The organism is Phreatobacter aquaticus, assembly GCF_005160265.1.
Lineage (GTDB): Bacteria > Pseudomonadota > Alphaproteobacteria > Rhizobiales > Phreatobacteraceae > Phreatobacter > Phreatobacter aquaticus.
Window position 1 is genome coordinate 2,614,118 of sequence record NZ_CP039865.1, and the last position, 25,529, is coordinate 2,639,646.

General features: G+C 65.8%; 24 protein-coding genes and 2 pseudogenes. 16 read left to right on the top strand and 10 right to left on the bottom strand.

Going from position 1 to position 25,529, the window contains the following annotated elements:
• Positions 1 to 5: 5 nt before the first annotated feature.
• Complete coding sequence (locus E8L99_RS12225; RefSeq protein ID WP_137099798.1) at positions 6 to 551, bottom strand: cytochrome b; 546 nt, start codon at positions 549 to 551, stop codon at positions 6 to 8.
• Between the two features lie 218 nt (positions 552 to 769).
• On the opposite strand from E8L99_RS12225, the gene E8L99_RS12230 reads away from it, so the two are divergent.
• The 7 genes from E8L99_RS12230 (at position 770) to E8L99_RS12260 (ending at position 8,910) form a co-directional block, all read left to right on the top strand.
• Positions 770 to 1,156 carry a 5-carboxymethyl-2-hydroxymuconate Delta-isomerase gene (locus tag E8L99_RS12230; RefSeq protein WP_137099799.1) on the top strand — a complete coding sequence of 129 codons (387 nt, stop codon included), beginning with the start codon at positions 770 to 772 and terminating at the stop codon, positions 1,154 to 1,156.
• A gap of 1 nt (position 1,157) precedes the next feature.
• Positions 1,158 to 2,687 (top strand): 5-carboxymethyl-2-hydroxymuconate semialdehyde dehydrogenase, encoded by a 1,530-nt coding sequence (gene hpaE / locus E8L99_RS12235; RefSeq protein ID WP_137099800.1) that lies wholly within the window; start codon positions 1,158 to 1,160, stop codon positions 2,685 to 2,687.
• Between the two features lie 212 nt (positions 2,688 to 2,899).
• On the top strand, positions 2,900 to 3,883 hold the full coding sequence (gene hpaD / locus E8L99_RS12240) for a 3,4-dihydroxyphenylacetate 2,3-dioxygenase (RefSeq protein WP_137099801.1): 984 nt from the start codon (positions 2,900 to 2,902) through the stop codon (positions 3,881 to 3,883).
• 6 nt (positions 3,884 to 3,889) lie between these two features.
• Positions 3,890 to 4,384 carry a homoprotocatechuate degradation operon regulator HpaR gene (gene hpaR, locus E8L99_RS12245; RefSeq protein ID WP_168201659.1) on the top strand — a complete coding sequence of 165 codons (495 nt, stop codon included), beginning with the start codon at positions 3,890 to 3,892 and terminating at the stop codon, positions 4,382 to 4,384.
• A 20-nt stretch (positions 4,385 to 4,404) separates the two neighbouring features.
• Positions 4,405 to 6,066 carry a thiamine pyrophosphate-dependent enzyme gene (locus E8L99_RS12250; protein WP_252511095.1) on the top strand — a complete coding sequence of 554 codons (1,662 nt, stop codon included), beginning with the start codon at positions 4,405 to 4,407 and terminating at the stop codon, positions 6,064 to 6,066.
• A 216-nt stretch (positions 6,067 to 6,282) separates the two neighbouring features.
• The gene (locus E8L99_RS12255; protein WP_137099802.1) at positions 6,283 to 7,263 is read left to right on the top strand and encodes a tripartite tricarboxylate transporter substrate-binding protein; all 981 of its coding nucleotides are present in this window, start codon (positions 6,283 to 6,285) and stop codon (positions 7,261 to 7,263) included.
• A gap of 15 nt (positions 7,264 to 7,278) precedes the next feature.
• Positions 7,279 to 8,910 carry an alkaline phosphatase family protein gene (locus E8L99_RS12260; RefSeq protein ID WP_137099803.1) on the top strand — a complete coding sequence of 544 codons (1,632 nt, stop codon included), beginning with the start codon at positions 7,279 to 7,281 and terminating at the stop codon, positions 8,908 to 8,910.
• 3 nt (positions 8,911 to 8,913) lie between these two features.
• On the opposite strand, the gene E8L99_RS12265 is transcribed toward E8L99_RS12260, so the two are convergent.
• Positions 8,914 to 9,336 carry a GFA family protein gene (locus E8L99_RS12265; RefSeq protein WP_137099804.1) on the bottom strand — a complete coding sequence of 141 codons (423 nt, stop codon included), beginning with the start codon at positions 9,334 to 9,336 and terminating at the stop codon, positions 8,914 to 8,916.
• Between the two features lie 114 nt (positions 9,337 to 9,450).
• Between E8L99_RS12265 and E8L99_RS12270 the strand changes: the two genes are divergently transcribed.
• Both E8L99_RS12270 and E8L99_RS12275 read left to right on the top strand, forming a co-directional pair.
• Entirely contained in the window at positions 9,451 to 10,737 is a 1,287-nt protein-coding gene (locus tag E8L99_RS12270) for a DUF3422 family protein (protein ID WP_252511096.1), read from the top strand.
• Between the two features lie 98 nt (positions 10,738 to 10,835).
• Complete coding sequence (locus tag E8L99_RS12275; protein ID WP_137099806.1) at positions 10,836 to 11,816, top strand: aldo/keto reductase; 981 nt, start codon at positions 10,836 to 10,838, stop codon at positions 11,814 to 11,816.
• Between the two features lie 29 nt (positions 11,817 to 11,845).
• Here E8L99_RS12275 and E8L99_RS12280 read toward each other — a convergent pair whose 3' ends face one another.
• From E8L99_RS12280 to E8L99_RS12295, 4 genes are all read right to left on the bottom strand, one after another.
• Positions 11,846 to 12,793 (bottom strand): hypothetical protein, encoded by a 948-nt coding sequence (locus E8L99_RS12280; RefSeq protein WP_137099807.1) that lies wholly within the window; start codon positions 12,791 to 12,793, stop codon positions 11,846 to 11,848.
• Between the two features lie 135 nt (positions 12,794 to 12,928).
• Complete coding sequence (locus E8L99_RS12285; RefSeq protein ID WP_137099808.1) at positions 12,929 to 13,243, bottom strand: NIPSNAP family protein; 315 nt, start codon at positions 13,241 to 13,243, stop codon at positions 12,929 to 12,931.
• Positions 13,240 to 13,761, bottom strand: a complete 522-nt coding sequence (locus E8L99_RS12290) for a cupin domain-containing protein (protein ID WP_137099809.1) — start codon at positions 13,759 to 13,761, stop codon at positions 13,240 to 13,242. Before E8L99_RS12290 ends, E8L99_RS12285 begins: the two co-directional genes overlap by 4 nt.
• A 2-nt stretch (positions 13,762 to 13,763) precedes the next feature.
• A complete protein-coding gene (locus E8L99_RS12295; RefSeq protein ID WP_137099810.1) occupies positions 13,764 to 15,092 on the bottom strand; it encodes an NAD(P)/FAD-dependent oxidoreductase in 1,329 nt (442 codons plus the stop codon).
• Between the two features lie 339 nt (positions 15,093 to 15,431).
• On the opposite strand from E8L99_RS12295, the gene E8L99_RS12300 reads away from it, so the two are divergent.
• From E8L99_RS12300 to E8L99_RS12330, 7 genes and pseudogenes are all read left to right on the top strand, one after another.
• Entirely contained in the window at positions 15,432 to 16,277 is an 846-nt protein-coding gene (locus E8L99_RS12300) for a VOC family protein (protein ID WP_137099811.1), read from the top strand.
• 93 nt (positions 16,278 to 16,370) lie between these two features.
• Positions 16,371 to 17,972, top strand: coding sequence for an ABC transporter substrate-binding protein (locus E8L99_RS12305; RefSeq protein WP_137099812.1), 1,602 nt, complete (start codon positions 16,371 to 16,373; stop codon positions 17,970 to 17,972).
• A 54-nt stretch (positions 17,973 to 18,026) separates the two neighbouring features.
• Positions 18,027 to 18,128, top strand: a pseudogene (locus E8L99_RS24180) (ABC transporter permease); the annotation flags it as partial.
• Positions 18,121 to 18,288, top strand: a pseudogene (locus E8L99_RS24185) (ABC transporter substrate-binding protein); the annotation flags it as partial. The pseudogenes E8L99_RS24180 and E8L99_RS24185, both read left to right, overlap by 8 nt.
• Positions 18,289 to 18,342: 54 nt before the next feature.
• On the top strand, positions 18,343 to 19,320 hold the full coding sequence (locus E8L99_RS12320; protein ID WP_137099813.1) for an ABC transporter permease: 978 nt from the start codon (positions 18,343 to 18,345) through the stop codon (positions 19,318 to 19,320).
• Positions 19,321 to 19,323: 3 nt separating this feature from the next.
• Positions 19,324 to 20,154, top strand: a complete 831-nt coding sequence (locus tag E8L99_RS12325) for an ABC transporter permease (RefSeq protein ID WP_137099814.1) — start codon at positions 19,324 to 19,326, stop codon at positions 20,152 to 20,154.
• A gap of 14 nt (positions 20,155 to 20,168) precedes the next feature.
• On the top strand, positions 20,169 to 21,803 hold the full coding sequence (locus E8L99_RS12330) for an ABC transporter ATP-binding protein (RefSeq protein ID WP_137102096.1): 1,635 nt from the start codon (positions 20,169 to 20,171) through the stop codon (positions 21,801 to 21,803).
• Positions 21,804 to 21,817: 14 nt separating this feature from the next.
• On the opposite strand, the gene E8L99_RS12335 is transcribed toward E8L99_RS12330, so the two are convergent.
• The 4 genes from E8L99_RS12335 to E8L99_RS12350 form a co-directional block, all read right to left on the bottom strand.
• Positions 21,818 to 22,366 (bottom strand): hypothetical protein, encoded by a 549-nt coding sequence (locus tag E8L99_RS12335; RefSeq protein WP_137099815.1) that lies wholly within the window; start codon positions 22,364 to 22,366, stop codon positions 21,818 to 21,820.
• A gap of 126 nt (positions 22,367 to 22,492) precedes the next feature.
• Positions 22,493 to 23,995, bottom strand: coding sequence for a tripartite tricarboxylate transporter permease (locus E8L99_RS12340; RefSeq protein ID WP_137099816.1), 1,503 nt, complete (start codon positions 23,993 to 23,995; stop codon positions 22,493 to 22,495).
• A 13-nt stretch (positions 23,996 to 24,008) separates the two neighbouring features.
• The gene (locus tag E8L99_RS12345; protein ID WP_137099817.1) at positions 24,009 to 24,485 is read right to left on the bottom strand and encodes a tripartite tricarboxylate transporter TctB family protein; all 477 of its coding nucleotides are present in this window, start codon (positions 24,483 to 24,485) and stop codon (positions 24,009 to 24,011) included.
• A gap of 9 nt (positions 24,486 to 24,494) precedes the next feature.
• Positions 24,495 to 25,484, bottom strand: coding sequence for a Bug family tripartite tricarboxylate transporter substrate binding protein (locus tag E8L99_RS12350; protein ID WP_137099818.1), 990 nt, complete (start codon positions 25,482 to 25,484; stop codon positions 24,495 to 24,497).
• Positions 25,485 to 25,529 lie beyond the last annotated feature (45 nt).

The following is a 25,529-nucleotide window of genomic DNA, read 5'->3' on the forward strand; positions in this document are numbered from 1 at the left end:
AGATGCTAGCTGCGGCTGGCCGGCAGGAACGGCACCATCCGGCCGAGCGTACCGTCGCGCAGCCAGAACTGGTGCCCGATGGCTGCGGCCGCATGCAGGCCGGCGAGCAGCACCAGCATGTGGGCCGCAATCTCGTGCACTTCTTCCAGACCCTTGCCGAGCGGGCGGTTCGCCGCCATCGGCGAGGGCAGGGTGACCAGGCCAAAGACACTGACGTCGCGACCCTTGGCGAAGATCAGGGCGAGCCCGATCAGGGGCACCGCCACCATGGCGGCATAGAGCGCGAGGTGTGCCATGCGCGCAGCCCAGGCGATCAAGGGCTGGGACGCGGGCACGGAATCGACCTTCGGCGCCACGGCGTGCCAGCCGAGTCGCACCGCAGTCAGGCCAAGCACCACGACGCCCAGCGACATGTGGTTGCCAAGCATCAGGGCCTTGGTCGGACCCTGGAGGTCCTCCATCAGCAGGCCCAACGCATAGGTACCGACAATGGCGATGGCCACCAGCCAATGGAGGGTCTGGGTGATCGGATCATAACGGTCGCGGGTCATGGAATGTCCCCTTGGTTGTCGTCTGGCAGAGCGGCTGCCGACCGCGGGGGTGCCCGGTTCTTCTCAGCCGGGGCGCCATCCTGTCGAGTTAAACAAGTGTAATGGAGCGCCGGATGCGGCGCGGTGATGCCGATCAAGGATGCGTCGTTGGAGACGTTGCATCTTTTCGCTTAACACGTTAATCAATGACGCAAGAACAGCTCTCGGGAGGAGCGCGCATGCCCCATCTTGTCATCGAGTATTCGGCCAATCTCGACCCGCTGGTCGACATGGCCGCGCTGTGCGAGGCAGCGCGCACCGCCGCCGTCGAGGCCGGCATCTTCCCTGTCGGTGGCATCAGGGTGCGGGCGCACCGCTGCGATCATGCGGCGATCGCCGATGGCAATCCCGCCCATGCATTCCTCGATGCCACGCTGAAGATCGGCCAGGGTCGTGACCTGGCGACCAAGCGGAAGGCGGGCGACCATGTTTTCGCGGCCCTCTCTCGCGCGCTCGATCCGGCCTTTGCCGCGACCACGGTCGCGCTCTCCTTCGAGATCCGCGAGATCGACGAGCTCAACTGGAAGCGCAATTCCATCCACGATGCCCTGAAGAGGAGCGCCTGACATGGCAGCCCCGGCCCCCGCCAATGCCTTCGCCACCAACCAGGCCCGTGCCCGCGTGCTGCTCGACAAGCTGAAGGCGGACGGCATCGGCCATCACATTGCCGGCAAGCGCGTGGCCTCGGCGAAGACCTTCGAGACGTCGTCGCCGATCGACAAGTCGATCCTCGCCGTGGTGGCGGAGGGCGGCGTCGCCGAGATCGACCAGGCGGCGGAGGCGGCTCACAAGGCCTTCAAATCCTGGCGCAATCTCAATCCCGACAAGCGCCGCGCCATCCTGCACAAGGTGGCCGACGTGATCGAGGCCCATGCCGATGACATCGCGCTCATGGAATGCGTCGATACAGGCCAGGCGCATCGCTTCATGGCCAAGGCGGCCATCCGCGGCGCCGAGAATTTCCGCTTCTATGCCGACAAATGCGCCGAGGCGCGCGATGGCCTGAACCTGCCGGCGCCCGATCATTGGAATGTCACGACGCGCGTGCCGATCGGCCCGGTTGGCGTGATCACGCCCTGGAACACGCCCTTCATGCTCTCGACCTGGAAGATCGCCCCCGCGCTGGCGGCCGGCTGCACGGTCGTCCACAAGCCGGCCGAATGGTCGCCGGTCACCGCCGACCTTCTGCCCCGCCTTCTGGCCGAGGCCGGCGTGCCCGACGGTGTGCTCAACACCGTGCATGGTTTCGGCGAGACGGCGGGCCGCCTGCTCACCGAGCACCCGCTGATCAAGGCGATCGGCTTTGTCGGCGAGAGTTCGACTGGCTCGGCCATCATGGCCCAGGGCTCAAAGACCCTGAAGCGCGTGCACTTCGAGCTCGGCGGCAAGAACCCGGTCATCGTCTTCGACGACGCCGATCTCGACCGGGCGCTCGATGCCGTCGTCTTCATGATCTACTCGCTGAACGGCGAACGCTGCACCTCGTCGTCGCGCCTGCTGGTGCAGGAGGGGATCGCGGCCGAGTTCACGGCCCGACTTGCTGAACGTGTTAAGAAACTCAAGGTCGGTCATCCCCTCGATCCGGCGACCGAAATCGGCCCGCTGATCCACGAGCGCCATTTCCAGAAGGTCTGCTCCTATTTCGACATTGCCCGCACCGATGGCGCGGTCATCGCGGCGGGCGGCAAGCCTTACGACGGGCCGGGCGGCGGCTTTTATGTCGAGCCGACCCTGGTGACGGGCGGCAACCCGACCATGCGGGTGGCGCAGGAAGAGGTCTTTGGCCCCTATCTGACCGTCATTCCGTTCAAGGACGAGGCGGAGGCGGTCGCGATCTCAAACAATGTCGATTATGGCCTCACCGGCTATGTCTGGACCGCCAATATGGAGCGGGCGCTGCGCGTCGCCGACGATCTCGAAGCCGGCATGATCTGGCTGAACTCGGAAAATGTCCGCCACCTGCCAACGCCCTTCGGCGGCATGAAGGCCTCCGGAATCGGTCGCGACGGCGGCGATTATTCGTTCGATTTCTACATGGAGACCAAGAACATCTGCCTCGCCAAGGGCAGCCACAAGGTGCCGAAACTGGGGGCGTGAAGTCAAAAGTGTCCTTCGAGGCTCGCTGACGCTCGCACCTCAGGATGAGGTGTGGATGGATGGTGCAGCAAGTCTCGTTGGCCATTTTCGCAGAAGGCGGATGCTCTTCTTACCTCATCCTGAGGTGCGAGGCGAAGCCGAGCCTCGAAGGACCTCCTTCTTCGAACCAATCCGACCAACCAACAAAAACAAATCCACCCGAGGACACGCCGATGCCGGTACCCACCCACATCTTCGATCCGCCCTTCCACATCGTCCGCTGCAGCCATGTCGTGCTCGATGTCGCCGACCTCGCAGCGAGCCGCGCCTTCTATGAGGGTGTGGTCGGCCTGCGGGTGACGGACGCTGATGCAGATGCTGTCTATTTGCGCGGCGTCGAGGAGCGCCAACACCACTCTCTGGTGCTTCGCAAGGCGGCCGGCGCGGCCTGCCGGCGCATCGGCTTTCGAGCCGGAACGGAGGCCGACCTCGACAAGGCCGCGGCGCATTTCTTGAGGCTCGGCCTGCCAGCGACCTTCGTCAATCTGCCGTTCCAGGGGCGTACCCTGCAGGTGACCGATCCCTCGGGCTTCCCGCTCGAATTCGTGGCGTCCATGGAGAAGCGGCCGTCATCACTCCAGAAATATGCCGACTATCAGGGCGTGCGCGCCCAGCGGCTGGATCATTTCAACGTGCTGGCGCCCGAGGTGCAGCAAAGCCTCGATTTCTACGCGACGCTGGGCTTCCGCCTGACCGAATATGCCGAGGAGGACGGGCCGGACGGCCGCATCGCCGCAGGCTGGATGCATCGCAAGGGCAATGTCCACGACCTCGCCTTCACCAATGGCCGCGGCCCTCGCCTGCATCACTTCTGCTACTGGGTGCCGACCGCCCTCGACATCATCCATCTCTGCGATGTCATGGCGACCTCCGGCTATCTCGCCAATATGGAGCGGGGTCCCGGCCGCCACGGCATTTCCAATGCCTTCTTCCTCTATATCCGCGACCCCGATGGCCATCGCCTGGAACTCTACACCTCCGACTACCAGACCATGGACCCGGACCACGAGCCGATCCGCTGGTCGCTGCGCGATCCCCGGCGGCAGACACTCTGGGGCTCGCCCGCGCCGAAATCCTGGTTCGAGGAGGGCAGTGCCTTCGCCGATCAGCCGCAGCGCGATGCCGCCTTCGTCGCCAATGTCATCGTCGCGAGCTGAACTCGGATGAATGCCAGGCCCGCCCAGGCACCAACGAGCCGCGTGCGCCTGCGCGATTTCTCGCGTTCGCTGCCCATGGGTCTGCTGCGGGCGCGCGAGGCGGTGATGCGTCACTTCCGGTCGGCGTTGCGGCGCTACGACCTGACCGAGCAGCAATGGCGCGTGCTGCGCGCGCTGTCCTCCGTCGACGAGATCGAGGCGGCCGATCTCGCACGCTCCACCTTCCTGCTGGCGCCGAGCCTCTCGCGCATCCTGCGCGACCTCGAGGCGCGCGTGCTCATCCGGCGCCGCGTGCCGCAGGAGGATCAGCGCAAGAGCCTGATCGCCATCGCCCCGGAGGGGATCGCCTTGATGGAGATCGTCGCGCCCCATTCCGAGGCGATCTATGCGGATATCACCCGCCGCTTCGGTGCCGACAAGCTCGCGGTTCTGCAGGACCTCCTGCGCGAGCTTGAGCGCGAGATGAACAGCTTCGGTCCGAACGGCGAAGAGGGCCAATGACCATGCAGGAGAACCAGCCGATGACAGGCCCCAGGACCCGCCGCATGACCGGAGGCGAGGCGATCGTCGCGGGCCTTCTCGCCCAGGGCGTGGACACCCTCTTCGGCCTGCCGGGCGCCCAGATGTATCCGCTGTTCGATGCGCTGGCGCAGGTGCCCGACCAGATCCGCACCATCGGCGCGCGCCACGAACAGGCCTGCGGCTACATGGCTTTCGGCTATGCCCGCTCCACCGGCCGCACCGGCGTCTATTCGGTCGTGCCGGGGCCGGGCGTGCTGAACACCACGGCAGCGTTGGCCACGGCCTGGGGCTGCAACACGCCGGTGGTCTGCCTCACTGGTCAGATCCCATCGGCCTTCATCGGCAAGCGGCGTGGCCACCTCCACGAGATCGCCGACCAGCTCGGCACGCTCCGCTCGGTGGTCAAATGGGCCGAGCGGATCGAGCGGGTGGAGGATGCGCCAGCGCTTGTGGCCGAGGCCTTCCGGCAGGCGCAATCCGGCCGGCCAGGCCCCGTCGCGCTGGAAATGGCCTGGGACGTGATGGCCTCCTCCGCCGATGTGCCGGAAGCTCTCCCGGCCGTTCTCGATCCGCACCCGCAAATCGACCGTCAGCAGCTGGCCGGAGCGCTGGCACTGGTCGCCAAGGCCGAGCGGCCGATGATCATGACCGGTTCGGGTGCCCAGCATGCGAGTGCTGCCGTGACCGAACTCGCCCGTATGATCGGTGCGCCTGTCGCCGCCTTCCGCGGTGGGCGCGGCGTCGTCGATGAGACGTCCGCACTCGGCATGTCGTCCTATGCGGCCTCGCGCTACTACGCCGATTGCGACCTGGTGATCGGCATCGGTACCAGGCTTGAAATGCCCACCATGCGCTGGGGCGACATGATGCGCGTGGTCGACCGGCTCGAGAGCGCGAAGCTCATTCGCATCGACATCGACCCGGCCGAAATGGACCGGCTGAAGGCCGATGTCGGACTTGTGGCCGATGCAGCCTGCGCCGCCGAAGCGCTGGTCGCGGCCCTCACGATCTCGGGCCATCGGGCAGCCGAGAACGGTGCGAAGATCGCGGCAGTCAAGGCGCAGGCCGCCCGCGAGACGGCAGGCGTGCAGCCGCAGCTGGCCTATCTCGATGTCATCCGCGACGTGCTGCCGCCGGACGGCCTGCTGGTGGAGGAGCTCTGCCAGGTCGGTTTTGCCAGCTATTTCGCCTATCCCGTGCAGCGGCCGCGAACCTATGTCTCCACCGGCTTCCAGGGCACGCTCGGCTTCGGCTTCCAGACCGCCCTCGGCGTCAAGGTGGCCCATCCCGACAAGCCGGTCGTCTCGATCACCGGCGATGGCGGATTCCTGTTCGGCGTGCAGGAACTGGCGACCGCCGTCCAGTACGGCATCGGGCTGGTGACGGTGGTCTTCAACAACGAGGCCTATGGCAATGTCCGCCGCGACCAGGAAACCCGCTATGGCAACCGACTGATCGGCGCCGATCTGGTCAATCCGGACTTCCTCATGCTGGCGAAAGCCTTCGGTCTCGATGGCCACCGGGTCCATGCGCCGGCCGAGTTGAAACCGGTGCTGGCCGCAGCTCTGGCCAAGGGGGAGCCGGCGCTGATCGAGGTGGTGCTGCCACGCGGATCGGAGGCCTCGCCCTGGCCGTTCATCCACCCGGTGAAGAGCTATTGAGACGGCGCCGTTCCTTTCTCCCCCTCTGTCATTGGAGAGAGGTCCTTCGAGGCTCGCTTCGCTCGCACCTCAGGATGAGGTAGGGATGAAGTCCGAGATCCGAGACGGGTCTCAGGCCAGCGGTTGGATTGATCCCGGCGAGCGGAATGCTGCAGGCTCCTCATCCCGAGGCGTGAGCGCTAGCCAGCCTCGAAGGATCATCTTGGGAGGCGTGTCGTGACTACAATCAAGCCCATCCGCATGCTGACCCGCCGCACCGTTCTCGCCGCCGGTGCCTCCGCCCTGGCCGCCCCCGCGCTGCGCGCGCAATCCGGGCCCTTACGCTTCATCTTCCCCTTCGCAGCTGGCGGGGCCGGGGACGCGCTCGCCCGCATCGTTGCCGACGAGGTCGGTCGAGCGCTGGGCGAGACGACGCTCGTCGAGGCACGGCCGGGTGCCGGCGGACAGATCGGCACGCAGGCTGTGATCAACGCCGCGCCCGACGGCCGCACCTTCCTGGTGACGCCGGTCGCGCCCATCATCATCCACCCGATCGTGTTCCCGCAGTTGCCCTATGATCCGTTCAAGGATCTGGCTCCGATCAGCCTGGTGACCACCTTCGACTTCGCCCTTGCGATCAATCCCGAAACGCCGGTGAAGACCTTGGCCGAGCTTGTCACCTGGATGAAGCAGGACAGTCGCCGCGCCACCTATGGATCGCCAGGCGTCGGCAACCTGCCGCACTTCTTCGGCGCGCTGATGGCGGACAAGATCGGCGTACCCATGCAGCACGCGCCCTATCGCGGCTCGGCCCCGGCTTTGACCGATCTGATGGGCGGCCAGGTGCCCATGGTCATGACCACGACCTCGGATGTCACCGAACTCGCGCGCGGCGGGCGCATTCGCGTGCTGGCAGTCTCAGGCCGCGAGCGGTCGCCCTTCCTGCCGGATGTGCCGACTTTCACCGAGGCCGGCATCCCGATTGCCGGCGGCGCCTGGTACGCGTGCTACACCAAGGCCGGCGCTCCTGCGGACATGATCGGCAAGGTCAGCCGCGCCATCATGGCGGCGATGCGCGCGCCGGCCGTGCGCGAGAAGGTGCTGGGCCTCTCCATGGTGCCGACCGGATCGACGCCGGAAGAGCTTGCCACCATCCAGAAGGCCGATCACGACGCCTGGACGCCGGCCGTGCGGGCCTCCGGCTTCAAGCCGAGCTGACGAAAGCAGATCCGCATGGCCCACGCGCCCAAGAATGTGCTCTTCATCATGTGCGACCAACTGAGGTTCGACTACCTCGGCTGCGCCGGCCATGCCCGTCTCGAAACACCGAACATCGATGCGCTCGCCGCGAGGGGCGTCCGCTTCGACCGCGCCTATGTCCAGTCGCCGGTCTGCGGCCCGTCGCGCATGAGCTACTACACCGGCCGCTACATGCGCTCGCACGGCGCCAACTGGAACAATTTCCCGCTCCGGGTCGGCGAGCCGACGCTCGGCGATCATCTGAAGAAGCTCGGCGTGCGCACCGTGCTGGTCGGCAAGACCCACATGACCGCCGATGACGAGGGCATGGCGCGGCTCGGCATGGACCGGGATTCCGTCATCGGCGTGCAGACCGCCGAATGCGGCTTCGAGCCCTATGAGCGCGATGACGGTCTCCATCCGAGCCGGCCCGGCGCGAAGCGGCCAGCCTATGATCGTTATCTCGAACAGCAGGGTTTTGAGGCGCCGAACCCCTGGGAGGATCTCGCCAATTCCGGCGCCGATGCCGACGGCGAGAAGCAGAACGGCTGGTTGCTGGCCCATGCCGACAAGCCGGCCTTGATCCCGGACGAGCATTCCGAGACGCCCTACATGACCCGGCGCGCGATGGATTTCATCCGCGAGGCCAAGGACGACGGCCGGCCCTGGTGCCTGCATCTCTCCTACATCAAGCCGCACTGGCCCTATATCGCGCCGGCCCCCTATCACGCCATGTACAGCGAGAGCGACGTCCAGCCGGCGATCCGCTCGGATGGCGAGCGGCAGAACCCGCATCCGGTCTATGGCGCCTTCATGGATATGCGGGTGTCGCGCAACTTCTCCCGCGAGGACATCCGCCACCGCGTCATTCCGACCTATATGGGACTCATCAAGCAGATCGACGACCAGCTCGGCCATCTCTTCCGCTTCCTCGACGAGGAGGGATTGACCGACAAGACGATGATCGTCTTCACCTCCGACCACGGCGACTATCTCGGCGACCATTGGCTCGGCGAGAAGGATCTGTTCCACGAGGTCTCGGTGAAGGTGCCGATGATCGTGGTCGACCCCTCGCCCGAGGCTGACGCGACCCGCGGCACCGTCTCCTCCGCACTGGTCGAGGGCATCGATCTCGCGCCGACCTTCATCGAGTATTTCGGCGGAACCGTGCCGCGCCACATCATCGAGGGGCGCTCGCTCGCACCCCTGCTGCGCGGCGCGCCAGCGCTCGATGGCCGCAAGTTCGTCGTTTCGGAATATGATTATTCCATGCTCGACGTGCGCCGCACGCTCGGCCGCAAGGCCGATGAATGCCGCCTGTTCATGATCTTCGACGGCCGGTTCAAATATATCCATGCGCCGGGCTTTCGCCCGATGCTGTTCGATCTCTCAACCGATCCGAACGAATATCGCGATCTCGGCGATGATCCGGATTTCGAGGCCGAGCGCACGCGGCTCAAGGAATGGCTGCTCGGCTGGGCGCTGACCGACCACAGCCGCATCACCATGCCGGACGCCCGCATCGAGGGCTATGGCCCGGGGCCCCAGCTGAAGAACGGCTTCGTCATCGGTTATTGGGACGAGGACGAGGTCGCGAAAGCGCGCAAGGATTACGGCCTCGACTAGGCTCTATTCGGGCATCGTCTCGAAAAGGGTCAGACCTTCGGGGAGGGCCGCCCAGTCCGGGCGGTCGCGGGTGAACAGCGCGATCGTCGGCTTGAAGACGCGTGGGTCGTCCAGCGAGCCTGCATAGATCGTGTGGGCGTCGTCCTTGCCATACTCCCCGCCGAACACCAGGCTCCCGCAGGTCGGGCAGGAATTGCGCACGGCATCCGTGCCGCGGAACGATCTTGTCTGGAATTGGCGGCTCTCGCCTGTGATGGTCAGGGCGTCGCAGGCAAAAACCATGAACGGGCTGAAGCCGGAGCCCGAGGCCCTGCGGCAATCGGGGCAATAGCAATGGCCGCTCATGGAGGGTTCGCCGACCGCCTCGTAGCGCAGCGCGCCGCAAAGGCATCCACCGGTGAATCGCTTGCCGACCTCGTCCCTCATGCCGCATTGGTAGGCCGCTGGCAGGGCCGGCGGCAAGACGTGGGCTCGCATAGGCAGCGCCCGCATTCTCGCGTAGGATTTCTGCTCCCGTCGACTTCAGCCCGCGAGTTGCGTGTGACGCCATCGTCGCCCGAGATCCCGTCCCATCCGCTCCGGCGGCAGGTCCTGGACGAGTTGCACGCCCGCCCTTTCCAGGCTGTGGTGACGCCGCGACGGACCCTGTTCCAGGCCTTTGCAACCCGCGAACTCCCCACCACCGAAGAACGCTCGGCCCTTGATGCCTGGTGCGGCGAGACGGGCGCGGCCAGGCCCGACGAGGGCGCGAATTTTCACCGGGCTGTCTTCCCTTCGGCCCGGCTGCGCTGGGAACGGCATAGCGAGTTCTCGACCTATGGCTGGGACACGGCCCAGCCGTCGACCGAGCCCTTTGCCTGGCCGGTTGGCGAACCCTCGCCGGTTGGCCATGCGCTCGCCCCTCCGGGTCCCTTGCTGGTGGCGGTTGACCTGTCCCTGGTGCGCGGTGATGCGCTGAGGCCCGAATGGGCCGCCTTGTTCGATCCAGCCTCGCTCTGCCTCTCCGAGGTCAATGATGGCGCGGCGCTGATCGCGACCGACTTCCGCCAGGATTCGCGGGGTTTCACGCGCATCCTGGTGGTTGACCGATCTCTCAATCCCACCGGCGCGGGCGCGCTGATCCAGCGTCTCCTCGAGATCGAGACCTATCGCACCTTTGCCCTGCTGGGCTTGCCTGAGGCACAGCGCATGGGGCCGGTCATCGGCCGGATCGAGGCGGAACTGGTCCAGGTCGCCTTGCGGATGAAGACCGCGACCGGGCTTGAGAGCAATGCCGCCCTCCTCGACACGCTGGTCGCACAGGCCGCCGAACTGGAGGCGGAGGCGGCGACATCGAGCTTCCGGTTTGGCGCCACCCGTGCCTATGACGCGCTCGTCCATGCGCGCCTGCAGGTGATCCGCGAACGGCCCGTGGAGGGCTATTCCACCTGGGCGGCCTTTCTCGATCGCCGCTTCGCGCCGGCCATGCGCACCTGCCAGACGGTCTCCGACCGGCAGGCGGAACTCTCCGAGAAGCTCGCTCGGTCGTCCAACCTGCTGCGGACCCGTGTCGATATTGCTCTCGAACAGCAGAACAAGGCGCTGCTGCAGACCATGTCGGACCGCGCGCAATTGCAGCTGCGCCTGCAGCAGACGGTTGAAGGGCTGTCGGTTGCGGCCGTCTCCTACTATGTGCTCGGCCTGATCGGCTATCTCGCCAAGGGGGCTAAGGATGCCGGCCTCTTTCCCGTCGATCCGTCCATTGCCACCGCCGTCGCCTTGCCCTTCGTGATCCTCGCGACGGCCCTTGTCGTGCGCCGGATCCGGAGAACCCATGGCGGCCACTGACGCAGGGCTCACGGCTGGGATAGCACTGGCGTCCATTCTCAGACGGAGCGGCGTCCGCTAGAGAAGAGGGCCAACCCGCGCCCCGACGGAGACGTGCCATGGACTATGCGAAGCTCGGCCGCACCGGCCTCGACATTTCCCGCCTCTGCCTTGGCTGCATGACCTATGGCTCACCCGACAAGGGCACCCATCCCTGGTCGGTGGGCGAGGCCGAGAGCCGCCCCTTCATCAAGAAGGCGCTCGATCTCGGCTTCAACTTCTTCGACACGGCCAATGTCTATTCGCTCGGTTCCAGCGAGGAGATCGTCGGCAAGGCGCTGAAGGACATGGCGAAGCGCGATGACATCGTGATTGCCACCAAGGTGTTCAACCGCATGCGTCCCGGCCCCAACGGTGCCGGCCTGTCGCGTAAGGCGATCATGACCGAGATCGACCATTCGCTGAAGCGGCTCGGCACCGACTATGTCGACCTCTACCAGATCCATCGCTTCGACCATCAGACACCGATCGAGGAGACGCTGGAGGCGCTCCACGACGTCGTGAAGGCCGGCAAGGCGCGCTATATCGGCGCCTCCTCGATGCATGCCTGGCAGTTCATGAAAATGCTGAAGACGTCGGAAGCCAACGGCTGGACGCGCTTCGTCACCATGCAGAACTACGTCAACCTGCTGTACCGCGAGGAGGAGCGCGAGATGCTGCCGCTCTGCCGCGAGGAGGGGATCGGCGTCATTCCGTGGAGCCCGTTGGCGCGTGGTCGGCTGACCCGCGACTGGGACGAGGCGAGCGCCCGGTCCGAGACCGACGAATTCGGCAAGACGCTCTATGCCGCAACCGCCGATGCCGACCGCAAGGTCGTCGAGGCGGTGGCAAAGGTCGCCAAGGCGCGCGCCGTGCCGCGGGCGCAGATCGCGCTCTCCTGGGTCCTGTCGAAGTCGGTCATCTCGGCGCCGATCGTCGGCGCGACCAAGATGGCCCATCTCGACGACGCGGTGGCGGCGCTCAAGATCACGCTGACTGCAGATGAGATCGCCACATTGGAAGCGCCCTACGTGCCCCACGCGGTGATGGGGTTCAAATAGCCGAGGCGGGCCGGGCGCTCAGGCCGGCTTCACAATGTCCCGCCGATGCGGAGGCGGAATTGCTGGCGCTCGAAATTGACCAGATCGAGAGTGCCGGTAACGCCACCGGCCGCGCGGCCCCAGACCTGGGGCGTCCAGGCGGCTGACATGAACACGCCCCTCAGGCGGCCGATATCGCCAAACTCGTGAAAGAAGGTTGGGCCGACCATCACCGCGTGGCCTGTCCACTGGTTGAAAAAGGCGCCGGTATAGGCGGCAAGGTAGCGCGCGTTCAGCCCGACAAATGTCCGGCCTCGCGGCCGCAGCCGGTAGGTCAAGGCCACACCGGCCTCGATGCCGGAATCGTTCACATAGGTCTGCGTGAAGCGAAGCCGCTCGGTGCCGGGGCCAAGGTTGAAGTTGAACGAGCCATAGATCCGGTCCGTATAGAGCGCCATGTCGATGGCGCTCTTGAGCGTGACGGCGACACGTTCCGCTGAAATGCCCGCGCCCTCCGAGAACCGGCCCCAGCGATATTCGACACCCACCGCGAAGCCGGGATCGAACGTTCCCTCGCCGCGTTCGCGAAACTGATAGTCGACCTGGAACGCCAGTCCGTCGAAGGCGGACCGGTCCTGGTTAGGATAGCCGGGCACGGTGTTGTCCCGGATGGAGTGATAGGCGTGCCAGAGTGCGACGGAAACCTGCCAGCGCGGGGCTGCAAGGAAGCTTGCCTCGATCTTGGAATTGACCCCGCGATAGGCGCCGTCACGCTTGCCAAAGCGTCCGGTGATCTCCGTCTGGGTGTCGAGGTCGCATCGCTCACTGAACGCGGTCCCGTCGACGAAGCCGAAAGCGTCGTCCGGTTCCGTCTGATCCGGCAGCTGCCCCGGCTGGACGGCCGGTACGGGAGGGCGCTGACAGGTAGCGGCCTCCGCGGCAGCCGCGGACACCGTGATCAATGTCGCGGCAAGGAGGAACTGGACGATCTTGGCCATGGAAGATTGATTCTGAGAGACCTTGCCGCAACGTTATCGGACTGCAACGGGCTGGCAAGGGCTCGCCGTCTCCTGCGGGGAAGTATCCGAGCCAGAGGTGCCAGATGACAGAAGGTTGCGGCCCTGCCGGTCCCTTCACCGGATCGGCGAGAACCGGGTCGGACGCAGGAAGCGGTTGTTCTGGACCTCCACCAAACCCTTCACCTTGGCGAGATAGGCGCCCCAGCGCGGATCGGCCATCATCCGGTCGCGGCGCGCCTGCCTGTCGTCCAGGCTCTCATAGGACCAGAGCGCGACAACATGGTTGAGCTCACCCACTTCGGAGGTGAAATAGCCGTGGAACGTGCCAAGCAGCTCGATCTGGATCGGCAGGCCGAACTCCTCGTAGAGTGCGACGAAGTCCGCCAGCGAGCCGGCTTTGATGCGGTAGTCGCGTTCCTCGACGATCATGGCTTGTCCTTCGCGTGGGATTGATCGGCCCAGCCGAACACCGTGCGCTTCTCGATCTCAGCGACATTGTCGGGCCGGGGAAAAGGCTCCGGCGCCGGCTGACCCGCTGTCCGGGGCCGGCCAATCTCGGCGAAGAAATCCTCCAGGCCACCCGGCATCAGGAACCAGACGAAGCTCATCGGCTCCGGGCCCGGATTGACGAAGCCGTGCTTGCGGTCGAAGCCGATGAACACGGTGGATCCCGCCTGCATCGGCTGGTCGACGCCATCGATCCGCGCAAATCCCGCGCCGGACGTGACGTGGATCACCTCCTCGTGGCGGTCATGGGTATGCTCGCGGATATGGCAGCCGGGCGCCACGGTCTGGGTGCCCATGGCGAAACGCGCGGCGCTCTCGATGGTCTTGGGGTTGAGGATGCATTGAACGAAGCCATTGGCCGGCACCGGTTGCCAATAGGACGGCGATTCATCCGGCCCGAAGATTTTCACCTCGCCCGGGGGTGGTTTTGGGGCAGTCATGGTCAGATCTCCTGCGCGTCGAGCCGGCGGTAGAGCGGCAGCGCGAAGGGCGCGATGCGGCGGAGCAGCGGCTGGAACGGCTGAGGCTTCGGCTCGGAGAGCGGCAGGCCGAGTTCGTCGAGCGAGATGCCCTGCGTCGCCTTGGCCAGTTCGCGGCCCAGAGAGATGGACAGCGCGACGGCGCGGCCATTGCAGCCGGTCCAGGCATAGCCATTCGGCCCCAGCGTGTGGATGCGAGGATAGCCCGGCACCTGCGGCTGGAACACGCTGTCCGGCGTCATGCCGACATAACCCGACCAGACATAGTCGAACTCGACATCGCCGATCTGGGGCCAGAGCCGCTTCAGGCGCTCGGCGACGGCATGGCGGAGGTTGGTGCCACCGGCGCCGGGGAACATCGCGGCGCCGCCGGTGACCAGCCGGTTGCGGGCATCCCAGCGGGCGAAATAGAGCTCGCGATGGGTATCCGACATGGCTTGCCGGTCCGGGATGATGGTCTTGGCGACATTGTCGGAGATCGGCTTGGTGGCCATCTGCCAGGACAGCACTGGAATCACCTCATGGGCGATGTCGGGCGCGAGCTGGTCGGAGAACTCGCCGGTATAGGCATTGGTGGCGAGCACCAGCGCCTTGGCGGTCACCGACCCCTTGGCCGTCTTCGCCGTCCAGAGGTCGCCCGTCCGCGCCGTCGAGATGACGGGCGAGCGCGCATGGATCACCGCGCCGAGCTTCAACGCGACCTCGGCCAGGCCGCGCGCCAGGGCCAGCGGATTGATATGCCCGCCGGTACGGTTCCAGAACCCGCCGAACCATGCGTCCGATCCCAGCATTTTCGCCATGGCGGGGGCGTCGAGCAGTTCCACCGGCGCACCGATGGCTGACCATTCCTTCACCCGCTTCTCGGCGATCTTCATGCGGCCCGGCGAATGAACCGGCTGCACCCAGCCCGCCTGTTCGGCCTCAGCCGGGATCTGATATTTGCGCACGACGTCGAAGAGATAATGCGCGCTGTCGCGCAGCACCGCATTGAACCGTTCGCCGGCCTCGCCGTGGCGCTTCACCATGGCCGAGGGGTCATGACCGGCCAGCGTCGGGATCACCTGGCCGTTGTTGCGGCCCGACGCCCCCCAGCCGGGCTCGGCGGCCTCGATCACGGTCACCGCGATGCCCATCTCGCGCAGATGGATCGCCGTCGACAGGCCGGTAAAGCCGGCGCCGATCACCACCACATCGCTGGTCTGGTCACCGACAAGCTCCGGCAGGACCGGTGCCTCGGGCGCCGTGGCCGCCCACAGCGACGGGGGCCAGACGACGGTTTCAGAAGCGGACATGGCGTGACCTTCATTCCTGTGTGATGATCCATCAAAGCGCGCGTCCCGGCAGGCGACAAGGCCCGCCAGTTGCATGGCCGAGTGTCTCATGTGGAGGGGTTCTGTGAAACTCCCCGGTTTCACCTCATTAAAGAATTAAATTCTACAGAATTCTTGTTATGCAGTATGATTGTTCCAAGTATCATCGCACTTGAACTTTCCAGTAAAAAATTCCACTCTTTTCAGCCATGAGTGCATTGCAACAGAGACCCGGTGCCGATGCCGGTCTCGCGCTGTTGCCTCGTGCAACGGGTTGAGTTGAACTCAGCCAACTGTCCGCCGTGCCTTGAGGGGGTTCCCATGCCGATGCCACACATTCTCGGTGCCGACCACGTGGTCGTGACCGTCCGCGATCTCGATGCCTCCGCCGCGGCCTGGGCGAAGCTCGGCTTCACCGTCTCGCCGCGCGGCACCCATTCGCCGCATCTCGGCACCGGCAATTACACGATCATGTTCCAGGACGATTATCTGGAGCTGCTCGGGGTGCTCACCCCGACCGACCAGAACAAGCCGACCCAGGACTTCCTGGCGGCGCGTGAAGGCATCGAGCGCACGGCCTTCACCACCGACAGCGCGGCCGGTGGCGCAGCCGAACTCAAGAAGCGCGGCCTTGAGCCGCTCGGTCCCGTCCATTTCGGCCGCCCCGTCGATCTGCCGGGTGGTGGCACGGGCGAAGCCAAGTTCAATGTGTTCCGCTGGCCGCTTCTCGAAAATCCCGGTGGCATGCGCATCTTTGCCTGCGAGCATCTGAGCCGTCACACGGTCTGGATCCCGGAACTCATGGTCCACGCCAACGGTGCCAAGGCGATTGCCCGCATCGAGATCCTCACCGCCGATCCCAAGGCTGCCGCCGAGCATATGAGCCGCCTGATCGACGAGCCCGCAATTGCCGATGGCGCCGTCTGGAAGGTGCCCTCGGGCGGCAGGCGCGCAGACTTCGTGTTCCTCGACGCCGCGGCCTTCGCGGCGCGCTATCCGGACGCCGTCCGCGCTGGCGCGACGACGTCGGGTGCCGCGGCCCTTGTTCTGGTCACCGACGATCTCGCCAAGGCTAAGGCCATTCCCGGCGCGGTGACCACAGGCTCCGCGGTTTCCATTCCCGCCAGCGCCGCCAATGGCGTGGTTGTCAGCTTCGTGGCGCGATAAGCGGCACGACGTCTCACTCCGCATTCGACAATTGACGGGTTGACCCCCGTTTTCCATCGTAAGGGCGATCACGCCCCAGAAGGAGATGTCCCCATGGATTTCACCCGCCGCGCCGCCCTCATGACCTCGGCTGCCATTGCTGCCAACGTTCTCGATCCCACCCGCGCCTTCGCGCAACAGACGCCGCGCAAGGGTGGCGTGTTCACGGTTCATTATGCTGCCGAGCAGCGCCAGTTGAACCCCAGCCTCCAGGCATCAACCGGCGTCTACATCATTGGCGGCAAGATCCAGGAGCAGCTGGTCGACCTCGACGCCGCGGGCAATCCGGTGGGCGTGCTCGCCACCAGCTGGGAGGCGGCCCCAGACGGCAAGACCATCACCTTCAAGCTGCGCTCGGGCGTGAAATGGCATGACGGCCAGCCCTTCACCTCAGCGGACGTCCAGTTCACCGCCATGGAGATGTGGAAGAAGATCCTGAACTACGGATCGACGCTGCAGCTGTTCCTCACCGCCGTCGATACGCCGGATCCGCTGACCGCCGTGTTCCGCTACGAGCGGCCGATGCCGCTCAACCTGCTGCTGCGCGCGTTGCCGGACCTCGGCTACATCTCGCCGCGCCATCTCTATGAGGGCAAGGGCGATATCCGGAGCAATCCGGTCAACCTCGCGCCGGTGGGCACCGGTCCGTTCAAGTTCGTCCAGTACGAGCGCGGCCAGCATGTCATCGCCGAGCGCAACAACGACTATTGGCGCGGCCCGGCCAATCTCGACCGCATCATCTGGCGCGTCATCACCGACCGCTCGGCTGCCGCCGCCCAGATGGAGGCCGGTCAGCTCCAATACGCGCCGTTCTCCAGCCTCACGCTGTCCGACACCGCGCGTCTGGCCAAGGACCCGCGCTTCGTCGTGTCCACCAAGGGCAATGAGGGCAATGCCCGCACCAACACGCTGGAGTTCAACTTCCGGCGCAAGGAACTGGCCGACATCAAGGTGCGCCAGGCGATCGCCCACGCGATCAACGTGCCGTTCTTCATCGAGAACTTCCTCGGCGACTTCGCCAAGCTCGGCACCGGCCCGATCCCCTCGGTCTCGACCGACTTCTACCCCGGCGCCAACACGCCGCAATATCCCTACGACAAGGCGAAGGCCATCAAGCTGCTCGACGAGGCTGGCCTCAGGCCGGGCGCCGGCGGCGTCCGCATGACGTTGCGCCTGCTGCCGGCTCCCTGGGGCGAGGACATCTCGCTCTGGGCCACCTTCATCCAGCAGTCGCTCTCGGAAGTCGGCATCAAGATCGATGTCGTGCGCACCGATGGCGGCGGCTTCCTGAAGCAGGTCTATGCCGACCACGCCTTCGATCTCGCCTCCGGCTGGCATCAGTACCGCAACGATCCCGCCGTCTCGACGACGGTCTGGTATCGCTCGGGCCAGCCCGCCGGCGCGCCCTGGACCAACCAGTGGGGTTGGAAGGACGATGTCATCGACAAGGTCATCGACGATGCCGCAACCGAGGTCGACCCGGTCAAGCGCAAGGCGCTCTATGCCGAGTTCGTCACCAAGGCGAACGCTGCCCTGCCGCTGTGGATGCCGATCGAGCAGATCTTCGTCACCACGATCACAGCCAAGGCGCGCAACCATTCCAACTCGCCGCGCTGGGGCTCGGCGTCCTGGCACGATCTTTGGTTGGCAGAATGAGCCGGGGGGCCTCCCCCCCGTCTCGGCCCTTGTCCTGCGGACCCGTGTGAACAGATGCGCATCCTGACCCTTGCGGGGCGGCGGCTCGCCGCCTCGATCCCCACCCTGTTCCTGATCCTGATCGGGGTGTTTCTGCTGCTGCAATTCGCGCAAGGCGCTCTATGCCGAGTTCGTCACCAAGGCGAACGCTGCCCTGCCGCTGTGGATGCCGATCGAGCAGATCTTCGTCACCACGATCACAGCCAAGGCGCGCAACCATTCCAACTCGCCGCGCTGGGGCTCGGCGTCCTGGCACGATCTTTGGTTGGCAGAATGAGCCGGGGGGCCTCCCCCCCGTCTCGGCCCTTGTCCTGCGGACCCGTGTGAACAGATGCGCATCCTGACCCTTGCGGGGCGGCGGCTCGCCGCCTCGATCCCCACCCTGTTCCTGATCCTGATCGGGGTGTTTCTGCTGCTGCAATTCGCGCCGGGCGACACGGTCGACGCGATGATGGCGCAGATGGGGGGCGGCGATGCCGCGACCGCCCGCGAACTCCGCCGCTTCTACGGGCTAGACCTCTCGGTGCCGGCCCAGTTGGGCAATTACCTATGGCGTCTCGTGCGCTTCGATCTCGGCTTTTCCGCCATCTACGGCAAGCCGGTGGCCCTGGTCATTGCCGAGCGGCTGCCCGCGACCATCCTCCTGATGACGGCATCGCTGTCCTTTGCCTTCTTCTTCGGGCTAATCTTCGGCGTCATCGCGGCGCGCGGCGTCAACCGCTGGCCGGACACGCTGGTTTCCACGCTCGGACTGGTGTTCTACGCCACGCCCACCTTCTGGTTCGGCCTGATGGCGATCGTGGTCTTCTCGGTCTATCTGCAATGGTTGCCGCCTGGCGGCTTCGAAGACATCACGAACACCTACACAGGGCTGCGCCGCACGCTCGACATCGCTCGGCACCTCGTGCTGCCGACGTTGACGCTCGGCCTGTTCTATCTGGCGATCTATCTGCGCATCATGCGCGGCTCGATGCTTGAGGTCCTCAACCTCGATTTTGTCCGTACCGCGCGCGCAAAGGGCCTCGACGAGACGCGTGTCGTGGTGCGCCACGTGCTGCGCAACGCGCTGCTGCCCATGGTCACACTGATCGGCCTGCAGGCCGGCACGATGCTCGGCGGTTCCGTGGTGGTGGAGAGCGTGTTCTCGCTGCCGGGGCTTGGCCGACTCGCCTATGAATCGGTGGTCCAGCGCGACCTGAACACGTTGCTCGGCATCGTCTTCGTCTCGGCGCTGCTGGTCATCTCGGTCAACTTCCTGGTCGACCTCATCTATGCCCGGCTCGACCCGCGCATCTCGACGGGAGCCTGAGCGGTGGACGTCCTCAAGCGCTATTTCAAGAGCCCGCCGGCCGTCATCGGCCTCATTCTGCTGATCGTCGTTCTGTTCATGGCGGCCAGTGCCGGCTGGCTCTATCCGCGCGATCCGCTGGCGCTCGCCGGCCGGCCGCTGGTCTGGCCGGGCGACAATCCGCGTTTCCTGCTCGGCACCGACAATTCCGGCCGCGACATCGCGGCACAATTGTTCCATGGCGCGCGCATTTCGCTGCTGATCGGCGTGGTGGCCACCGTCATCGCCATTTTCATCGGCATCGTCATCGGCGCCGTCGCGGGCTTCTACGGCGGCACGGTCGACACCGTGCTGATGCGGATCACCGAGGCGTTCCAGACCCTGCCGAACTTCCTGCTCCTGCTGGTGCTGGTGGCGGTCTTCGGCTCCAACATGACAACGGTGACCATCGCCATCGGGGTCGTCTCCTGGACCGCACCGGCGCGGCTGACGCGCGCCGAGTTCCTGTCGCTGCGCTCGCGCGAATTCGTCCAGGCTTGCCGCACCCTCGGAATGAAGGACGTGCAGATCATCTTCCGCGAGATCCTGCCGAACGCCCTGCCGCCGGTCATCGTCTATGCGAGTGTCGTGATGGCGGTGGCCATCCTGCTGGAAAGCGCGCTGGCTTTCCTCAGGCTCTCCGATCCCAATGTCGCCTCCTGGGGCAACCTGATCGGCCTCGGCCGCGATGTCCTGCGCGTCCAGTGGTACGTCTCGGCCATTCCGGGCCTTGCCATCCTGTTCACTGTGCTCGCCGTCTCGCTGGTGGGCCAAGGGCTCAACGATGCCTTGAACCCGAGGCTCAAGAGCCGATGACTGCCATGCCCCCCATGTCCACCGATGCCGTGCTGACCCTCGACCGCCTGAGCGTCAGCCTGCCCAAGGGTGCCGACCGTTCGCATGCCATGCAGGACGTGTCGCTGGCCATTGCCGCCAACGAAATCCTCTGCGTGGTCGGCGAGAGCGGCTCCGGCAAGTCGATGACCGCCAATGCGATCATGCGGCTCCTGCCCAGCGGTGTCGCCATCGACGGCGGCCGCATCCTGTTCGAGGGCCGTGATCTCGCCCAGGCCGACGAGGCCGAGATGCGGCGCGTCCGCGGCGCCGGCATCGCCATGATCTTCCAGGAGCCGATGACCGCGCTCAATCCGCTGCGCACCATCGGCGACCAGATCGGCGAGATGTTCCAGATTCATTCGGATCTCTCGCGGTCCGAGATCGCGGCCAGGGTCCAGTCGCTGCTGGAAGAGGTGCGCATCCCCGAGCCGAAGACGGCGGCCAAGGCCTATCCCCACGAACTCTCGGGTGGGCAGCGTCAGCGCGCCATGATCGCCATGGCGCTCGCCCTCGACCCCCGCGTGCTGATCGCCGACGAGCCGACCACGGCCTTGGATGTCACCACCCAGGCGCAGATCCTCGCCCTCATCAAGGATCTGCAGAAGCGCAAGGGCACGGCTGTGCTCTTCATCACCCACGATTTCGGCGTGGTCGCCGAGATCGCCGACCGCGTGGCGGTGATGCAGCATGGCCGCGTCGTGGAGGAGGGCACCGCCAAGGCGGTGCTGAACAATCCGCAGCATGCCTATACCCGCCAATTGATCGCGGCCGTGCCGCCGCTGGCAGCTCCCGCGCCGCGCGTCTTCTCGGACGAAGCGATCCTGTCGATCGAGCATGTCTCGAAGACCTATCGCAATGGCGGGTTCCTCGGGCGCGGCGCCCGCGTCACCCATGCGGTGAAGGATGTGTCGCTGACGCTGCCCAAGGGCGGCACACTCGGCATTGTCGGGGAGAGCGGTTCGGGCAAGTCGACGCTCGCCCGTTGCATCGTCCGGCTGATCGATCCGGAGACAGGCGTCATCCGGCTCGGTGACACCGATCTCCTGAAACTCACCCGCGCCGAAATGCGCGAGGAGACGCGGCATATCCAGATGGTGTTCCAGGATCCGTTCGGCTCGCTCAATCCGCGCCGCAAGGTCGGTGAACTGGTGGCGCAGGGCCCCATTGTCCACGGCACGCCGCCAGCCGAGGCGCTGACCCGCGCCAAGGACCTGTTCAAGCTGGTCGGCCTCGATCCCGCATCGATCGACCGCTACCCCCATGAATTCTCCGGCGGCCAGCGCCAGCGCATCGGTCTGGCTCGTGCGCTCGCGCTTGAGCCGGAAGTGCTGGTGGCCGACGAAGCGGTCTCTGCCCTTGATGTCTCGGTGCAGGCGCAGGTGCTGCGGCTCCTGGCCGATCTGCGCGCCCGTCTCGGTCTCTCCATCGTGTTCATCACCCATGACCTGAGGGTCGCAGCCCAGGTCTGCGACCTTGTGGCCGTGATGAAGAATGGCGAGGTGGTGGAGGCAGGCCCCATCGGCGAGGTCTTCGGCAATCCGCAGCATGCCTATACCCAGGCGCTGCTCGCCTCCATCCCCGGGCAGGGTTTCGAGCGTGACCGGGCCGCGGCTGCGGGGCCGGCCTAGCGGCCCGGCCTCCATCACACCATCGGGTTGTCGTCGATCGTATAGGTGCCGGCCAGTGGGAGGCACGCCTGCCCCCAGAGGTCGCGGATCTCGACGGTCGTCGAAATGGCCCTGTGAAGATCGGCGATGATATCGCGCTGCACGTCCAGACCGAGATGCGTGCTCAACTGATCGCGTGCCGAGACCGCCTCGTCATCGACACTCCAATGCTCATCGAGAATGGCGGCGGCGCGGCGCATCTCGTCGAGACGCCCGCCGCCCGAATATTTCAGGACGGACTGCCATTCGGGACACCGCACGATCAGCGTCATCAGCCCGTCGAGGTCGTCGGCGAGCAGCCCGGCCTGCCCCTCCGATGAACAATAGAAAAGTCTTGGCTGAGACGCCGTCCTGATGAACTGTCCGCCAGAGCCGGTCCTCGCGACGATGATGACATCGGTCTCGCCATCGATTGTGGAAAGCAGCGGCTTGTCCCCATCGTAGGGCGGCTCGATCTCGGACAGAAGTCCAAGGTGAACAGTCAAGTCGTCATCAGCAAAGATCGCGCCCAGATTGATGGCCATGACAGGTCCCTTGCTTGAGTGGCGAACCAAAATCCTGGTTGCCGGGACATGTGTCTCACGATCGAGCGGGAAGGTTCAGGACAGCCGGCGGACAATTGAAGAAGGCCACTCGCCGACCACGAGGTCCTAGTCGTCCTGGAAAGCCACTTCGCGTGTCTTGCGGATCGACGGCAGGACCATGACCAGCACCAGAAGAACGCTGGTGGCGAGCAAACCGGCGCTGATCGGACGCTCGAGGAAGATGATCCAATCGCCACGCGACAGCACCAGCGAGCGGCGGAAATTGTCCTCCAGCATGGGTGCCAGGATGAAGCCGAGGATGAGCGGTGCGGCCTCGCAGCCGATCTTGGGCAGCAGGTAACCGATCACCCCGAACACCGCCATGATCACGATGTCGGTCGCCGACGAGTTCACCGAATAGACGCCGATGCAGCAGAACACGAGGATGATCGCGTAGAGCCAGCGATAGGGGATGGAGAGCAGCAGCACCCAGATGCGCACCAGCGGCAGATTGATGATCACCAGCATCAGGTTGCCGATGAACATCGAGGCAATCATGCCCCAGAAAAGGTCCGGCCGTTCCACCATGACCTTCGGTCCCGGCACGATGCCGTGAATGGTCATGGCGCCGAGCATCAGCGCCATCACCGCATTGGGCGGGATGCCAAGGGCCAGCAGCGGAATGAACGAGGTCTGCGCGCCGGCATTGTTGGCGCTTTCCGGTCCCGCCACCCCTTCGACCGCACCCTGACCGAAGCGGCTGGGGTCCTTCGCGATCTTCTTTTCCAGCACATAGGAGGCGAAGGCCGCGACCAGCGCGCCGCCGCCGGGCAAAACACCGAGGATCGCGCCGAGCCCCGTGCCACGCAGCACGGCGGGAATGGCCGAACGCGTTTCCTCTCGGGTCGGCCAGAAGCTGGTCAGCGGCTGACGGTCGCCGCGCCCGGCATGCTTTTCCAGATTGCGGACGATTTCGGCGATGCCGAACAGGCCCATGGCGACCGGCACGAAGCCAATGCCGTCGGACAAGGCCGCAATGTCGAATGTGTAGCGCGTCTGGCCGGTACCGCCATCGGTCCCGACCAGGCCGAGAAACAGGCCGAGCGCCACCATGGCGATGGCGCGCACCACCGACCCCTGCGCCAGCACGACCGCTGCCACCAGGCCGAACACCATCAGCGCGAAATAGTCCGGTGAGCGGAAGGTCTCCGCTACCTTCACAAGCGGCCCGGAAAAGGCGGCAATCACCAGCGTGCCGACGCAACCGGCGAAGAACGAGCCGAGCGCAGCGATGGTGAGGGCGGCGCCCGCCCGGCCCTTGCGGGCCATCTGGTGGCCGTCGATACAGGTGACGACGGAGGAGCTTTCGCCGGGAATGTTGACCAGGATCGCGGTGGTCGAGCCGCCATATTGCGCGCCATAGTAGAGCCCGGCCAGCATGATCAGCGCGGCTATCGGCGGCAGGGTGAAGGTGATCGGCAGCAGCATGGCGATGGTCGCCACCGGGCCGAGGCCCGGCAGGACGCCGACCAGCGTGCCGAGCAATGCGCCGAGGAAGCAGAACAGCAGGTTCTGCCCCGACAGCGCGATGCCGAAGCCGAAGGCGAGGTTGGCGATCATCTCGGTCATGCGGCGTCCGCCATCACGGCATCCAGACAGGGATCGGCAGGCCCAGTCCCTTGACGAACAGCGCCCAGGAGAAGAAGGCGAGGGACAGGCCGAGCACGACAGCTGAGCGCCAGCCATTGTCGGGCGAGGCGAAGCTCGCCAGCCCGACGCTTGCGACGACCGCGACGATCAGCCCGGCCGAGTTGAGCAGGGCCGCAAAGGCCAGGACCGAGCCCACGATGACGACCAGCGGCCGCCAGGCAATCGTCAGTTCTGCTTCGTCATGGGTGAACGGCGAGCGGACCGCCAGCAGCACGCCGATGCCGATCAGGACAAAAGCGAGCAGGCGTGGCGCATAGCCCGCGCCAAGGCGTCCGGCTCGTCCAAGTGGCAGGTCGTATCCCGCAGCCAGCGCGAACAGGCCCCAGGCGATGAACATTGCGCCGGCCCAGAGGTCGGCGCGCTTCCAAAGCGGCAGGGCGGCGGCAGGCTCAGGGGAGGGGGGCGACATCGTGCGGGGTCAATCGACTGTCGCACCCGAGGCGCGCACAACCTCTCGCCATTTCAGGCGGTCGGCATGAATGGTCTGGCGGAACTGCGCGACCGATTCCCAGCGCGGCGTGTTGCCCATGTCAGCCAGGCGCTGCTGGATGACCGGCTCGGCCAGCACCTTCTTCATCGCCGCGTTGATCCGCTCGGCAATAGCGGGATCGAGCCCCTTCGGCCCCATCAGGCCAAACCAGATATAGCTCTCGAACGTCTTGAGGCCCGCCTCGTCGATGGTTGGCACATCCGGCACGGCCGGCACGCGGGTCAGTGTGCTGACGCCGAGCAGGCGGACCCGGCCGGCGCGCACCTGGCCGAGCACGGTCTGGACCTGATTGAAGATGCAGCAGACCTCGCCGGTCACCACGGCCTGGATCGCGGCCGGGCCGCCGCGATAGGGCACGTGGATCATGTCGAGCCCGGCCATCTGGTTGAACTGGGCGAAGGCGAGATGGGTGCCGGTGCCATTGCCGGTGGAGGCGTAGTTGTACTTGCCGGGGCTGGCCTTCACCTTGGCGATGAAATCGGCGATCGAACTGGCGTCGATCACCTGCGGGTTGATGGTCAACACGTTCGACACATCGACCATCGGTACGATCGGTGTGAAATCGGCTTCCACGTCGAAGGGCAGCCGCGGATAGAGCGCGGCATTGACGCCATGTGTGGCCGCGGTCGCGAGCGCCAGCGTGTAGCCGTCCGGCCGGGCGCGGGCGACGAATTCGGAGGCGACATTGCCGGCGGCGCCCTGCTTGTAGTCGAGCACGAAGGTGGCGCCAAGTTCGCGTTCCAGCGGCTCCTGCAAAAGGCGCATCACCACGTCGACGCCGGAACCGGGAGCAAAGCCGAGCACCACGGTGATCGGCTTGGACGGCCAGGCCTGGGCCAGCGCCGGCAGTGCCTGGAGGCTCGATCCGACCAGCAAGGCGGCCAGAAGGGCAAGGCGGCGGGAGAAGGGGATCAGCATGGGGGCGGCTCCGTTGTCCCCGAACGGTAGCCCCATTTGCTGCGC